We start from the raw sequence: 12,926 nt of genomic DNA on the forward strand, positions 1-12,926 counted from the left end.
GCGCAGTCAACTGCTTGCCTCCTCGACTGATTCCCCCATGTTTTCGGTACGTGCGGTGCTGGTGGTGCCAGTGGTGCCGGTGGTGCTCGTGGTGCTCGTGGTGCTTTCGGTCTTCTCGGTACGTTCCGTCAGCTCGGCCGCTACGTCCCGCCGCCCGCTGATCGCCCCCTGGTGGAACCCGCCGAGCCGCTTGCGCAGCGCCTCGGCGTCGACGGCCCCGCCCCGCGGCTTGGGCACGGTCGGCTCGGGCGCGGTGATCTTCGGCGTCCGCTTGGGCAGCCCCTTGTCGGTGACGCGCTCCCACTTGGGTTCGGCGGGGGCTTCAGGCTCAACCGCGGCCTCTTCGGACTCGGGCACGGCCTCAGCTGCGGGCACGGCTTCAGGCGCGGGCACGGCTTCAGCTGCGGGCTCGATCTCGATCTCGGCCTCGGCCTCGGCCTCGGCCTCCGGCTCGCCCTCGGTCGCCGGCCCCTCGTCGACGGCCGGAGGGACAAGCTCCAGCGTCGTTTCCGCCTCGGCTTCCCGGACGGCCACTTCCGCGGCGGCAATCAGCGGATCGGCACCGGAAGCAGCCCGCCCAGGAAGGACGTTGGAGTTCGCCTCGGCTTCAGAGCCGGGAAGGTGCACAGAAGGCGCCGCCCCCGCACCAGGGACACTCACCGGCGGCGGCGCGACCGCGGGTGCGGCGGCGAGGATGGACTTGGGCAGCACGACGACCGCCGCGACACCCCCCTGCTTCTGCTCGCGCAGGCGAACCCGCGCCCCGTGCCGCGCGGCGAGCCGCGCCACGACGTAGAGGCCGAGCCCGAGCCCGTCCCCCGCCTCCTGGTCGTACGCGTCGTCGGGACTGAAGTCCGCGAGCCGGGCGTTGAGCTCGGTCATCCGGTCGGGGGTGACCCCTATGCCCTCGTCCTGGACGGAGAGCATGACCTCGCCGCTCTCCAGGAGCCACCCGGAGACCTCCACGGACGCGTCCGGCGGCGAGAACGAGGTCGCGTTCTCGAGCAGTTCGGCGACCAGGTGGCTGATGTCGTCCGCGGCGAACCCGGCGACATGCGCGTGCGGCGGCAGCGTGGCGATGCGCACCCGCTCGTACCGCTCGATCTCGGAGACGGCCGCGCGTACGACGTCGACGAGCGGGACGGGTCCGGGGTGCTGGTGTCCGTGCTCGGCACCGGCGAGGACCAGCAGGTTCTCGCTGTGCCGGCGCATGACCGTGGCGAAGTGGTCGAGCTTGAAGAGCGTGGCGAGACGGTCGGGGTCCTGCTCGCGGTCCTCCAGGTTCTCGATGACCGCGAGCTGCCGCTCGACCAGGCCGAGCGTCCGCAGCGCGAGGTTCACGAACGTGCCGTGGATGGACTGCCGCACCCGCTCCAGGTGGGCGGCGGCCTCGGCCAGTTCGCCGCGCAGCTTCTCCCGCTCGTCGGCCATCGACTGGCGCTGCCCGATGAGGTGCTTGCGGTCGGCTTCGAGCGTGGTCAGCCGCTCGGTGAGGGCGGCCGCGTGGCCGTGCAGCGCGTTGACGGACCGTACGACCTGGGCGAACTCGTCGTCGCGGCCGGTGAAGCGGATGGGCTCCTGTGGCGCGGGCTCGCCCGCGAGGCGGGCGGAGCCGATGCGCAGGACGGCGAGCGGGCGGGTGAGCGTACGGGCCATCGCCATCGTCATGCCGACGGCGACGAGCAGGGTGACGCCGACGAGGGCGACGCGGATCTCCAGCGCGGTGACGTCGTCGTCGCGCAGCTTCTCCAGGTCCTTGGTGCGCTTGACGGTGAGCGAGGACTCGGCGCCGCGCATCATCTCGATGCGGGCGGAGAGCGCGGCGTCGAGCTTCCTGGGGTTGTAGCCGCGCTCGGCGGTGGAGAGCGTGGGCTGGTCGGTGAGACGGGCCAGGTACTTCTCGGCCGTGGTCACCTCGTTGCCGGTGACCGTCGAGTCGTACGTGGCACGGGGGCCGTCCGCCGCGGCGTCCCGGAAGTCCGCGAGGGCGGCCTGCTCACGGAGGTTGGCGCGCTGGGCTGCGGCGGTCAGCCCGTCGCGGGCCTTCTCGTCGGCGGAGGACTCGTCGACGACCGTGGTGGGCAGACCGGTGACGGGGTCGACGGCGGTGTTGCTCTGCGTGGAGCGGGGGACGGCGAGGGCGGCGAGGAGAAGTCCGCGGGCCCCGGCGGCCTGCTCGACGGCGTGGTCGAGGTCGGCGAGGGCGTAGGCGCCGGTGCCCGCGCGGGGCGGGGTCTGCTCGGCGAGTTCGCGGGTGAGGGTGTGCAGTTCGGTGATGACGTCCGAGTACGCCGTGTGCGCTTCGAGAGCGGTGCTCTTGCCGGTGAGCGCCGCTCTGCGGACGGAGGCGATGTCGGCGAGATCCTTGCGGAGCGCGGCCGGGGCATCGGCGGTGCGCAGTTCGTCGATCTGGCGGTCGACGCGGGCGCTGCGGCTCTCGGAGAGCCCCTTGCCCCGCGGGCGGCCCGCGGCGATGTACGAGGTGACCTCGTCGCGCTCGTCGGCGAGGGAGTGGCCGAGGGAGACGGCCTCCTGGGTGCGCTCGGCGAGCGTGACCAGACGCTGGGCGTCGCTCAGTTGCCCGGAGGCGGCCACGATGGCGGGCGCCCCGGCCCCGGCGATCGCGGCGGCCACGACGGCGACGGCGACCATGAGGCGGTTGCGCACGCGCGCGGTGGGCTTGGAGTTGACGGACTTCGCGGGCGGCGCGGGAGTACCGCCGCCGCTGTTCGCCCCGTCGGGAGCGGGCACGCCGGGGGCCTGCCCGGCCGTCGGGGCCTCGCCCGCCGACTGCTCCGGCACACGCTCTGTAGGGGTGGTCGCGCCCGGCGTGGCCCCGTCAGAAGCCGTCTGCTTGCCTTTGCGCCGAGGCCGCATCTTCTGCACCGGTGCTCGCATTCTTGTTTTTCGTCTGCCCATGGGCCGGGTGACGATCCGTCAACACACGCGCCCCCGGTACGGCTCCTGACCCTTTCAGTGCCGATGAGTGGCGGTCGCGCATCGCCTGCCTGGCCACCCGAAGGAGTGAACATCGGCGGGGAGTTGGCGAGCAAGTCCCGAGTTGAACGATTCGGGCCCGCCACGGTGCGCCGGTTGGACGTCGCCCGCAGGCTTTGGCAAGATGCGCGGCCACACGCCGCCGGAGTTGATCATTCCGGCCGAAATCCGGCGTCTGACCTGCTGGTCCGGGCCAATCGACGGTCATTTGCAGCCCTCCGATGACCTTGTGAAGGCCTCGTGCAGACTGGCTGGATGCGCATCGAACTCGCCACCGAGCCCGGCGACCCCGCACGCCCCAACGAGGACTATGCCGCGGTCATGCTTCCCGCATCCGGACAGGGCGGTTCACTCGTCCTCCTGGACGGCGTGACTCCGCCGGCCGGGGACGACGGCTGTCTGCATTCCGTCCACTGGTTCACGGCGCGACTCGGCGGCACGCTGAGCGAACTGTCCGTTTCGCGGCGGGATATGACGCTCACTGAGATCCTCGGGGCCGCGATCACCCGCACAGCGGCGTCACATTCTCAAACCTGTGACCTTTCTCACCCGCGTACGCCTCAGGCCACGGTGGTTCTCGCGCGTTGGGACGACACCCGCGTCGAACACCTGGTCCTCTCCGACTCGGCCCTCCTCCTCGCCTCCCCCGCCGGCCGGGTCACCCCGGTCCTCGACGACCGCCTCGCCCGAATCCCGCGGTCGGTCCGCAGGAGCGTCCCCGCGATCGAGGCCCTGCGCAACGCGGAGGGCGGCTTCTTCACGGCGGCGGCGGACCCGTCGACGGCGACCCGCGCGGTGACGGGCGAGAGCCCGCGCGCCGAGGTGACGGCACTGGCGGCCCTGACGGACGGCGCGGGCCGCTGGGTGGAGACGTTCGGGGAGGGCGACTGGACGGACTGCTTCACCCTGCTCCGCAAGGAGGGGGCGCAGCGGTTGGTGGACCGGGTGAGGGAGCTGGAACGCCGGGACCCGGAGGGCAAGGAGTTCCGCCGCGGCAAGTGCCATGACGACGCGGCGGCGGTGTACGCGGAGTTGTGACTGGGGGCGCCCGGGCACCGCAGCGCCCCCGCCCCTCAGCAGCTTCCCCTCAGCTTCCCCTCAACTACCCCTCAGCCGAAGAATTCAACTGATGCAGCAGCCGGGCCAGCTCGGCGACCTCACTCCGCTCCCACCCGGAAAGCTGCCGGACGTACCGCTCGCGCCGAGCCGCCCGCACCGTACGGAACCGCGCGCCCCCCGACTCCGTGAGATGCACCAGCCACGCCCGGCCGTCCGCGGGGTCCGGCTCGCGGGCGACGAGGCCCAACTCCTCCAGGGCCCGCAGCTGACGGCTCATCGTGGCCTTGCCGACGCCGATGTAGGCGGCAAGGTCGGTCGCGCGCTGCGGGCCGGAGTCGTCGAGGCAGACCAGAAGTCCGTACGCGGCGGGCTCCAGGTCCGGGTGGACCTGGCGGGCCATCTCGCCGGACGAGGCGCGGGCCCGGCGCAGCAGCAGGGTCAACTCCCGCTCCAGGGAGAGGAACTCGCGGTCGACCCCGCCGTTCACCTCGATTCCGCCGTCGTTCCCGCTCTCGTGCACGTCAGCACCCATGGCCCGCTTCTTTCCGGATCGTGAAGGTTTCCGCCCCGCACGGCGGCCGCCGCGGCGGGCACCCGCCCATTGCCGCAGCTCGGCCAGTATTTCGTACGGCCGCGCCGGTCCGTGCCCCGGACACCGCCGCAGGAGTAGACCAACGGCACCTCCCGGGCCCTCTTCCCAGCCACGGGTCTACGTGCGTAGCGTCGTGGGTGACATGTTCACACCACAACATGTCGACAGGTCCCCCCACGAGCTCCATCGAGCTCACCCGAGGCCTTCGGAGGCACGCCCATGCCCGTGCACAGACCCGGAACGCCCCGCCGCTCGCGCAGATCAGCGGCCGGAATCCTGCTCGCAGTCCTCTCCGCCCTCTCCCTCCTCCTCACCCTGCCCGGCGCCGCGACGGCCGCCGACGGCGACGACGTACCCGCCCGCGGCACCGCCCGGATGGGCCAGGGCGTCATCGAGCACGACGGACAGGGCGGACTGCCGCCCAGCGGCGACGCCGTCCAGACCGAGGGCGTCGACGTCAGCAGCCACCAGGGCAACGTCGCCTGGTCGACGCTCTGGAACAGCGGAGTGAAGTGGGCCTATGTGAAGGCCACCGAGGGCACGTACTACAAGAACCCCTACTTCGCCCAGCAGTACAACGGTTCGTACAACGTCGGCATGATCCGCGGCGCCTACCACTTCGCGACGCCCGACACCTCCAGCGGCGCCGCGCAGGCCAACTACTTCGTGGACAACGGCGGCGGCTGGTCGAGGGACGGCAAGACGCTGCCGGGGGCGCTCGACATCGAGTGGAATCCGTACGGGGCGGCCTGCTTCGGCAAGTCGCAGAGCGCCATGGTCACCTGGATCCGTGACTTCCTGAACCAGTACAAGGCCCGCACCGGCCGGCACGCGGTGATCTACACCGCCACCAGCTGGTGGAAGCAGTGCACCGGCAACTACGGCGGCTTCGCCGTCAACAACCCGCTGTGGATCGCCCGTTACGCCAGCGCGCCCGGCGAGCTGCCGGCCGGCTGGGGCTTCTACACCATGTGGCAGTACACCTCGACGGGCCCGACCGTCGGTGACCACAACAAGTTCAACGGCGCCCTCGACAGGGTGGTGGCGCTCGCCAACGGCTGAGCGACGCGCATGACGTGAGCGGGCCCGGGACACCCCTCGCGGGGGTCCCGGGCCCTTCCTCCACCGACCGCCTCCGTCACGCGGCGGCCGGCACCCTCACCTCGGCCTCCGTCAGGGCCAGTTCCAGCACCTGGCGGACATCCGTGACCGGGTGCACGTCCAGCTTCGCGAGGATCTCCGCGGGGACGTCGTCCAGGTCGGCCTCGTTCCGCTTCGGGATGATCACCGTGGTGATCCCGGCCCGGTGCGCGGCAAGCAGCTTCTGCTTGACGCCGCCGATCGGAAGCACCCGCCCGGTCAGCGAGACCTCGCCGGTCATGGCCACGTCCGTACGGACGAGCCGCCCGCTGAGCAGCGAGGCGAGGGCGGTCGTCAGGGTGACGCCCGCGCTCGGCCCGTCCTTGGGGACCGCGCCGGCCGGGAAGTGCACATGCGCGCCCCGCTCCTTCAAGTCCCCGACGGGCAGCTCCAGTTCGGCGCCGTGCGAGCGGAGGAAGGAGAGCGCGATCTGCGCGGACTCCTTCATCACGTCACCCAGCTGACCGGTCAGGGTAAGACCCGACGCGCCCGTCTCCGGATCGGCGAGCGACGCCTCCACGAACAGGACGTCACCACCCGCCCCGGTGACCGCGAGCCCGGTCGCGACACCCGGCACCGCCGTGCGCCGCTCGGCCGGGTCCTGCGCGGACTCGGGCACGTGGTGCGGCCGCCCGATCAGACCCCGCAGATCCTCGTCCGTCACCGTGAACGGCAGCTCCCGCTCGCCCAGTTCATGCTGGGCGGCGACCTTGCGGAGCAGCCTGGCGACGGAGCGCTCCAGATTGCGTACGCCCGCCTCTCGCGTGTACTCCCCCGCGAGCTTGCGCAACGCGCTCTCGTCCAGGGCCACTTCGCCCTCCCCGAGACCCGCACGCTCCAGCTGGCGCGGGAGCAGGTGGTCGCGGGCGATGACGACCTTCTCGTCCTCGGTGTAGCCGTCGAGCCGGACGAGCTCCATACGGTCGAGCAGGGCCTCCGGGATGGCTTCGAGGACGTTGGCGGTGGCGAGGAAGACGACGTCGCTCAGGTCCAGCTCCACCTCCAGGTAGTGGTCGCGGAAGGTGTGGTTCTGCGCCGGGTCGAGGACTTCGAGCAGCGCTGCCGCCGGGTCGCCCCGGAAGTCGGACCCCACCTTGTCGATCTCGTCGAGCAGCACCACCGGGTTCATGGACCCGGCCTCCTTGATGGCCCGCACGATGCGTCCGGGCAGCGCTCCGACGTACGTACGCCGGTGTCCGCGGATCTCGGCCTCATCGCGTACGCCGCCGAGCGCGACCCGCACGAACTTGCGCCCCATGGCGTGCGCGACGGACTCGCCGAGGCTGGTCTTGCCGACGCCGGGCGGACCGACGAGGGCGAGCACGGCGCCGCCGCGCCGCCCGCCGACCACGCCGAGCCCCCGGTCCGCGCGCCGCTTGCGCACCGCCAGGTACTCGGTGATCCGCTCCTTCACGTCCTCCAGGCCCGCGTGCTCGGCGTCGAGCACGTTCTGCGCGCCCCGGATGTCGTACTCGTCCTCGGTCCGCTCGGTCCACGGCAGTTCGAGGACGGTGTCGAGCCAGGTCCTGATCCAGGAACCCTCGGGCGACTGGTCGCTCGCGCGCTCCAGCTTGTCGACCTCCTTGAGGGCTGCTTCGCGGACCTTCTCCGGCAGATCGGCGGCCTCGACACGGGCACGGTAGTCGTCGGACTCCTCGCCTTCCTGCTCTCCGTTGAGTTCGCGCAGTTCCTTGCGTACGGCGTCCAGCTGGCGCCGCAGCAGGAACTCGCGCTGCTGCTTGTCGACGCCTTCCTGGACGTCCTTGGCGATGGACTCGGCGACGTCCTGCTCGGCGAGGTGCTCGCGGAGCTGCTCGGTGGCGAGCTTCAGCCGGGCGGCGGGGTCGTCGGTCTCCAGGAGCTGGATCTTCTGTTCGGTGGAGAGGAAGGGCGAGTACCCGGAGTTGTCGGCGAGGGCGGACACATCTTCGATCTGCTGGACGCGGTCCACGACCTGCCAGGCCCCGCGCTTCTTCAGCCAGCTGGTGGCGAGCGCCTTGTACTCCGTGACGAGCTCGGCGACCGCGCCGGGGATGGGGGCTCCCCTGTTCGAACGAAGTTGAGAACTTGGGGAAGGCTCGGGCAAGGTCTCGTCGACCTTGAGCCCCTCCACCCAGAGCGCGGCTCCGGGCCCGGTGGTCCCGGCGCCGATGCGTACGCGGCCGCGGCCTCGGATCAGCGCGCCGGGGTCGCCGTCGGAGAGCCGGCCGACCTGCTCGACGGTGCCGAGGACGCCGGTCGCGGCGTACGTCCCGTCGATGCGCGGAACAAGAAGGACCTGCGGCTTGCTGCTACTGCCACTGGAACGGGCGGCCGCTTGGGCGGCCTCCACCGCGGCTCGTACGTCGGCATCGGAAAGGTCGAACGGAACCACCATGCCGGGCAGCACGACCTCGTCGTCGAGCGGCAACACGGGCAGGGTGAGCGGTGTGGACGTCGAAGCCATGATCTCCCTTTCGGCATTCAAGTTGAGCTATACCGACTCAATGCTCATGAGCCCATGAATGTTCCCCCGGGTCTGTTCGCTGTGAGCGATCGCTGGGACGGTGGGTACTTCGCCCATTCGTCCTTTCGGAGGGATCCAAGTGGAGTCACCGCAGAACGACCTCGACTACGCAGGCCTGCTGATGGAGCACGCCCTCGGGCACCTCTTCTCGGCGGCACTGCGTACGGCGACGAGCTGCCGGATAGCCGATCACCTGGCGTCCGCCCCGCGCACCCCGAAGGACCTGGCCGCCCTGACCGGCACACACCCGGAGCATCTGGGCCGCGTCCTGCGCTACCTCGCGACGCGCGGCATCTTCCGCGAGGACGAGACGGGCACGTTCCACCTGACGCCACTCGCGGACGCCCTGCGCACGGACGTCCCGCACTCGCAGCACGCGATGATCCTGATGCTGACCGACGAGACGTTCCAGCGGACGTCGGCGGGTCTGGAGGAGACGGTGCGGAAGGCGGGCCCGTCGTTCGAGCGGATCTTCGGGCAGCCGTTCTTCGCGCACCTGGCGACGGATCCGGAGTTACGGAACCTGTTCGACGACGGCATGACGTCCCTCTCGGCCCCGATAGACGAGGTGATCGCGGACACGTACCCCTTCCCGGAGCGGGGCACGATCGTCGACGTCGGCGGCGGCCGTGGCGGGCTCCTGCGCGCGGTACTGCGCCGCCGCCCCGCACTCCACGGCGTACTCCTGGACCAGGCGCCGGCGGTGAGCAGCCAGATCCTCGGCGACGACAAGGAGTTGGCGGGCCGCTGGCAGGCAATCCCGGGCGACTTCTTCACCGAGGTCCCCGCGGGCGCCGACGTCTACGTCCTCAAGCACGTCCTGCACGACTGGCCGGACGACGCCTGCGTACGCATCCTGCGCAACTGCCGCGAGGCGATGGCGCCGGGCGCGCGCATAGTGATCGTCGAGTCGGTTCTGCCGTCCGGAAACGAGCCGCACCCAGGAAAGGCCCTGGACGTGGCAATGGCAGCAATAGTCGACGGCCAGGAACGCACCCGCCCGGAGTTCGCGGAACTCCTGCGGGCGGCGGGCCTGAACCTCAACAGGGTCCTGCCGACGCGGGCGTTTCCGTCGGTGGTGGAGGGGGTGACCGGGTAGTCGGTGGAGGTGGCGGGTGATCGCGGCGGCCCGCACTCAGACGGGCTGCCGCCACCGCCGTACCACCGGCCATGTCGCCACGCCGATCAGCAGCGCCAGCAGGTGGCCCCAGTTGGTCAGCGGGTCCGTGAAGGCGATCAGGTCTTCCAGGAGCATGCCGCCGAAGGCCGCGAGGACCACCCAGCGCAGCCACGGGCGGAACAGGCCGGTCAGCGCGCCCACGCTCGCCGCCACCCCGAAGCTGATCCCGTAGTCGAGGCGGTGCAGGGAGCTCTCCGGGAGATGACCCGCCAGGACCGAGAAGCCGACCGGTACCTCCGTGGCGAGGGTGGCCACGACATGCCCGAGCAGGAAGACCCCCGCCGTGCGCAGCGCGCCGATCCGGCGTTCCAGTGCCGTCAGGACGAGGAGGAAGCCGATCGCGTACGGCGACGCTATGCCGCCCGCTATCCACAGGGCGCTCGCGACCAGGACGAGGAACGGCTGCTGGGTCAGGTGGGCCACGTCCGTGCTCGAACCCTGCTGCAGGGTCGAGACCAGCTCCGGGTCCGCGTGCTGCGCGAGCAGGGAAGTGGCGGCGAGGACCACGGCGTACCCGAAGGTGAAAGGCGTACCCGTCGGAGTCGGAAGCAGGTGCCAGGGGCGCAGCCCGCGCCACGGGGACACCCGGCGGGGGCGGGCCGGAGCCGTCGCGGGTCCCCGCTGTGCCGGGATGCCGTCCAGGGTGGGGCGGGCGGTCTCCTCGGGTGCCGCGGGGGCAGCCGTAGAACTCCGGTTCACGGTGCGGCGCTCCTTCCGTCCCGTCCACCCAATGCCGAGATTTCGGGCGCTGTCTATGATCGGCGCCACGTGAGGCGGAAATCACATCAACCTCACAGGGCTTTTACGCGTCCGCCCCCATTGTCCGCCCGCGGTGCCCGGCCGACGCATCGCCTCCCCCATACGCTGGCCGCCATGCACACCCACACCACCGCCCCCGTCGTCGTCGACCGGCGCGAGGGCCCGTACGGCGAGGTCGTGCTGCGGCGCCACGGTGAGCTGCTGCAGATCATCGCCAACGGCTGTTTCCTGATGGACACTTCGGACGGCCGCTCGGAGCGGCTGCTGATCGACGCGGCCCTGGACGCCCTCGACGGCCGCCCGCGACCGGGCGTCCTCATCGGCGGGCTCGGCGTCGGCTTCTCGCTCGCCCACGCGGCGGCGGACCCGCGCTGGGGCCGTATCGCCGTGGTGGAGCGCGAGGGGGCCATCATCGACTGGCATCGCGAGGGCCCGCTGGGCGAGTTCTCCGGCGCCGCCCTCGCCGATCCTCGTACGGAGATTCTGCATACGGACCTCGTCGAGTACGTCCATGAAGCGCCCGACACCTACGACGCGCTCTGTCTCGACATCGACAACGGGCCCGACTGGACCGTGACGGAGGACAACAACTCCCTTTACTCGTCCGCCGGTCTGGCCGCCTGTCATGCCCGGCTGAACCCCGGAGGAGTGCTCGCCGTGTGGTCCGCGCAGCCCTCGTCCAGTTTCGACTTCGCTCTACGGAATGCCGGATTCCAGTCGGTACGAGCCGAAGAGATCCCCGTTGCCCGAGGCGTACCCGACGTGGTTCATCTCGGCGTCAGGGCTGCGTAGCCGAGGTGCCTTCGCGACCCGTACCCTGCTGACCGAACACAAGCGATCAGTGTCAGGGGCGGGGCGATGGAGCAGACACACACCTCCCACAACGGAGCGACGGCCGCGATGCCAGGCGCCCAGCGCCGGGTTCTGGTGGTCGAGGACGACCCGACGATCGTCGACGCCATCGCCGCCCGGCTACGTGCCGAGGGTTTTGTTGTGCAAACGGCCGGGGACGGCCCGGCGGCGGTCGACACCGCGCAGGCGTGGCAGCCCGACCTGCTGATCCTGGACATCATGCTGCCGGGCTTCGACGGGCTTGAAGTGTGCCGCCGGGTGCAGGCCCAGCGGCCGGTTCCGGTGCTCATGCTGACGGCGCGCGACGACGAGACGGACATGCTGGTCGGGCTCGGCGTCGGCGCCGACGACTACATGACCAAGCCGTTCTCCATGCGGGAGCTGGCGGCGCGGGTGCACGTCCTGCTGCGCAGGGTCGAGCGGGCCGCGCTCGCCGCGACCACGCCGCGCAGCGGCATCCTGCGTCTCGGCGAGCTGGAGATCGACCACGCCCAGCGGCGGGTCAGAGTCCGCTCCGAGGACGTGCACCTGACGCCCACGGAGTTCGACCTCCTGGTCTGCCTGGCCAACACCCCCCGCGCGGTCCTCTCCCGCGAGCAGCTGCTCGCCGAGGTGTGGGACTGGGCGGACGCGTCGGGCACCCGGACCGTGGACAGCCACATCAAGGCGCTGCGCCGGAAGATCGGCGCCGAGCGGATCCGCACGGTGCACGGCGTCGGGTACGCCCTGGAGACCCCGACCCCGTGAGGCCGGGCAGCCGATGACCAGGCCATTCGCGGGACTGCGGCCCTTCTCCATCAAGACCAAGCTCGGCGCCCTGGTGGTCGTGTCGGTCTTCATCACGACCGGCCTGTTGATGGTCGCGATGGAGACGGAGACCGAGCTGCGCTTCATCACCGTCTTCTCGGTGATCGCCACGCTGCTGATCACGCAGTTCGTGGCGCACAGCCTCACCGCGCCGCTCGACGAGATGAACGCGGTGGCCCGCGCCGTCTCGCACGGCGACTACACGCGGCGGGCGCAGGGCGCGGACCGGCGTGACGAGCTGGGCGACGTGGCCACCACGATCAACCGCATGGCGGACGACCTGGAGGCCCAGGACCAGCAGCGCAAGGAGCTGGTCGCCAACGTCTCGCACGAGCTGCGCACCCCCATCGCGGCGCTGCGCGCGGTCCTGGAGAACGTCGTGGACGGAGTCTCCGCCGCCGACCCGGAGACGATGCGTACGGCGCTCAAGCAGACGGAGCGGCTCGGGCGGCTCGTGGAGACGCTGCTCGACCTCTCCCGGCTCGACAACGGCGTCGTACCCCTGAAGGCGCGCCGCTTCGAGGTGTGGCCCTATCTGTCCGGCGTGCTGAAGGAGGCCAACATGGTGGCCTCCGCGCGGGCGGGCATCGCGTCGGGCTCCGGCAGTCACACGCGTACGGACGTCCATCTGCACCTGGACGTGACACCGCCCGAGCTGACCGCGCACGCGGACGCCGAGCGGCTGCACCAGGTCGTGGCGAATCTCATCGACAACGCGGTCAAGCACAGCCCGCCGCACGGCCGCGTCACCGTGCGCGCCCGGCGCGGCGTCTACCCCGAGTCCCTGGACCTGGAGGTCCTCGACGAGGGCCCGGGCATCCCGGAGTCGGAGTGGCACAAGGTCTTCGAGCGCTTCAACCGGGGCAGCCACGGCGGCACCCCCGTGCAGGGCCCCGGCAGCGACGGCGGCACGGGCCTCGGCCTCGCCATCGCGCGCTGGGCGGTGGATCTGCACGGCGGGCACATCGGGGTGGCCGAATCCCCTCGGGGCTGCCGGATCCGCGTCACCCTTCCGGGCCTGCCCGAAGTGTGAA

Annotated in this window: 10 protein-coding genes; 6 read left to right on the top strand and 4 right to left on the bottom strand. The window is 71.2% G+C overall.

Annotated elements, in window-relative coordinates:
- Positions 1 to 6: 6 nt before the first annotated feature.
- Positions 7 to 2,898, bottom strand: coding sequence for a nitrate- and nitrite sensing domain-containing protein (locus ACIBKX_RS19210; RefSeq protein ID WP_399375837.1), 2,892 nt, complete (start codon positions 2,896 to 2,898; stop codon positions 7 to 9).
- Positions 2,899 to 3,252: 354 nt separating this feature from the next.
- On the opposite strand from ACIBKX_RS19210, the gene ACIBKX_RS19215 reads away from it, so the two are divergent.
- Positions 3,253 to 4,035 (top strand): hypothetical protein, encoded by a 783-nt coding sequence (locus ACIBKX_RS19215; RefSeq protein ID WP_363271473.1) that lies wholly within the window; start codon positions 3,253 to 3,255, stop codon positions 4,033 to 4,035.
- 64 nt (positions 4,036 to 4,099) lie between these two features.
- Here ACIBKX_RS19215 and ACIBKX_RS19220 read toward each other — a convergent pair whose 3' ends face one another.
- Complete coding sequence (locus ACIBKX_RS19220; RefSeq protein WP_363271474.1) at positions 4,100 to 4,588, bottom strand: MarR family transcriptional regulator; 489 nt, start codon at positions 4,586 to 4,588, stop codon at positions 4,100 to 4,102.
- Between the two features lie 279 nt (positions 4,589 to 4,867).
- Here ACIBKX_RS19220 and ACIBKX_RS19225 point away from each other — a divergent pair, with 279 nt between their 5' ends.
- Positions 4,868 to 5,710, top strand: a complete 843-nt coding sequence (locus tag ACIBKX_RS19225) for a lysozyme (RefSeq protein WP_363271475.1) — start codon at positions 4,868 to 4,870, stop codon at positions 5,708 to 5,710.
- A 76-nt stretch (positions 5,711 to 5,786) separates the two neighbouring features.
- Here ACIBKX_RS19225 and lon read toward each other — a convergent pair whose 3' ends face one another.
- Complete coding sequence (gene lon / locus ACIBKX_RS19230) at positions 5,787 to 8,234, bottom strand: endopeptidase La (RefSeq protein ID WP_363271476.1); 2,448 nt, start codon at positions 8,232 to 8,234, stop codon at positions 5,787 to 5,789.
- A 139-nt stretch (positions 8,235 to 8,373) separates the two neighbouring features.
- Here lon and ACIBKX_RS19235 point away from each other — a divergent pair, with 139 nt between their 5' ends.
- Entirely contained in the window at positions 8,374 to 9,393 is a 1,020-nt protein-coding gene (locus ACIBKX_RS19235) for a methyltransferase (RefSeq protein ID WP_363271477.1), read from the top strand.
- A gap of 36 nt (positions 9,394 to 9,429) precedes the next feature.
- On the opposite strand, the gene ACIBKX_RS19240 is transcribed toward ACIBKX_RS19235, so the two are convergent.
- Positions 9,430 to 10,173 carry a rhomboid-like protein gene (locus tag ACIBKX_RS19240; protein WP_363271478.1) on the bottom strand — a complete coding sequence of 248 codons (744 nt, stop codon included), beginning with the start codon at positions 10,171 to 10,173 and terminating at the stop codon, positions 9,430 to 9,432.
- A gap of 174 nt (positions 10,174 to 10,347) precedes the next feature.
- Here ACIBKX_RS19240 and ACIBKX_RS19245 point away from each other — a divergent pair, with 174 nt between their 5' ends.
- The 3 genes from ACIBKX_RS19245 to ACIBKX_RS19255 all read left to right on the top strand — a co-directional run bounded on the left by ACIBKX_RS19245 (position 10,348) and on the right by ACIBKX_RS19255 (position 12,925).
- Positions 10,348 to 11,025, top strand: a complete 678-nt coding sequence (locus tag ACIBKX_RS19245) for a spermidine synthase (protein ID WP_363271479.1) — start codon at positions 10,348 to 10,350, stop codon at positions 11,023 to 11,025.
- A 66-nt stretch (positions 11,026 to 11,091) separates the two neighbouring features.
- The gene (locus ACIBKX_RS19250; RefSeq protein ID WP_135330435.1) at positions 11,092 to 11,832 is read left to right on the top strand and encodes a response regulator transcription factor; all 741 of its coding nucleotides are present in this window, start codon (positions 11,092 to 11,094) and stop codon (positions 11,830 to 11,832) included.
- Between the two features lie 13 nt (positions 11,833 to 11,845).
- Positions 11,846 to 12,925, top strand: a complete 1,080-nt coding sequence (locus ACIBKX_RS19255) for a HAMP domain-containing sensor histidine kinase (RefSeq protein ID WP_363271480.1) — start codon at positions 11,846 to 11,848, stop codon at positions 12,923 to 12,925.
- Position 12,926 lies beyond the last annotated feature (1 nt).

It is taken from the genome of Streptomyces sp. NPDC050658 (assembly GCF_044457025.1).
GTDB lineage: Bacteria > Actinomycetota > Actinomycetes > Streptomycetales > Streptomycetaceae > Streptomyces.

Excerpts from the sequence above, each read along its gene's own strand:
- ACIBKX_RS19245 (WP_363271479.1), top strand. The coding sequence starts at position 10,348 with ATGCACACCCACACCACCGCCCCCGTCGTCGTCGACCGGCGCGAGGGC.
- ACIBKX_RS19210 (WP_399375837.1), bottom strand. The coding sequence starts at position 2,898 with ATGCGAGCACCGGTGCAGAAGATGCGGCCTCGGCGCAAAGGCAAGCAG.
- ACIBKX_RS19255 (WP_363271480.1), top strand. The coding sequence starts at position 11,846 with ATGACCAGGCCATTCGCGGGACTGCGGCCCTTCTCCATCAAGACCAAG.
- ACIBKX_RS19225 (WP_363271475.1), top strand. The coding sequence starts at position 4,868 with ATGCCCGTGCACAGACCCGGAACGCCCCGCCGCTCGCGCAGATCAGCG.
- lon (WP_363271476.1), bottom strand. The coding sequence starts at position 8,234 with ATGGCTTCGACGTCCACACCGCTCACCCTGCCCGTGTTGCCGCTCGAC.
- ACIBKX_RS19220 (WP_363271474.1), bottom strand. The coding sequence starts at position 4,588 with ATGGGTGCTGACGTGCACGAGAGCGGGAACGACGGCGGAATCGAGGTG.
- ACIBKX_RS19215 (WP_363271473.1), top strand. The coding sequence starts at position 3,253 with ATGCGCATCGAACTCGCCACCGAGCCCGGCGACCCCGCACGCCCCAAC.
- ACIBKX_RS19250 (WP_135330435.1), top strand. The coding sequence starts at position 11,092 with ATGGAGCAGACACACACCTCCCACAACGGAGCGACGGCCGCGATGCCA.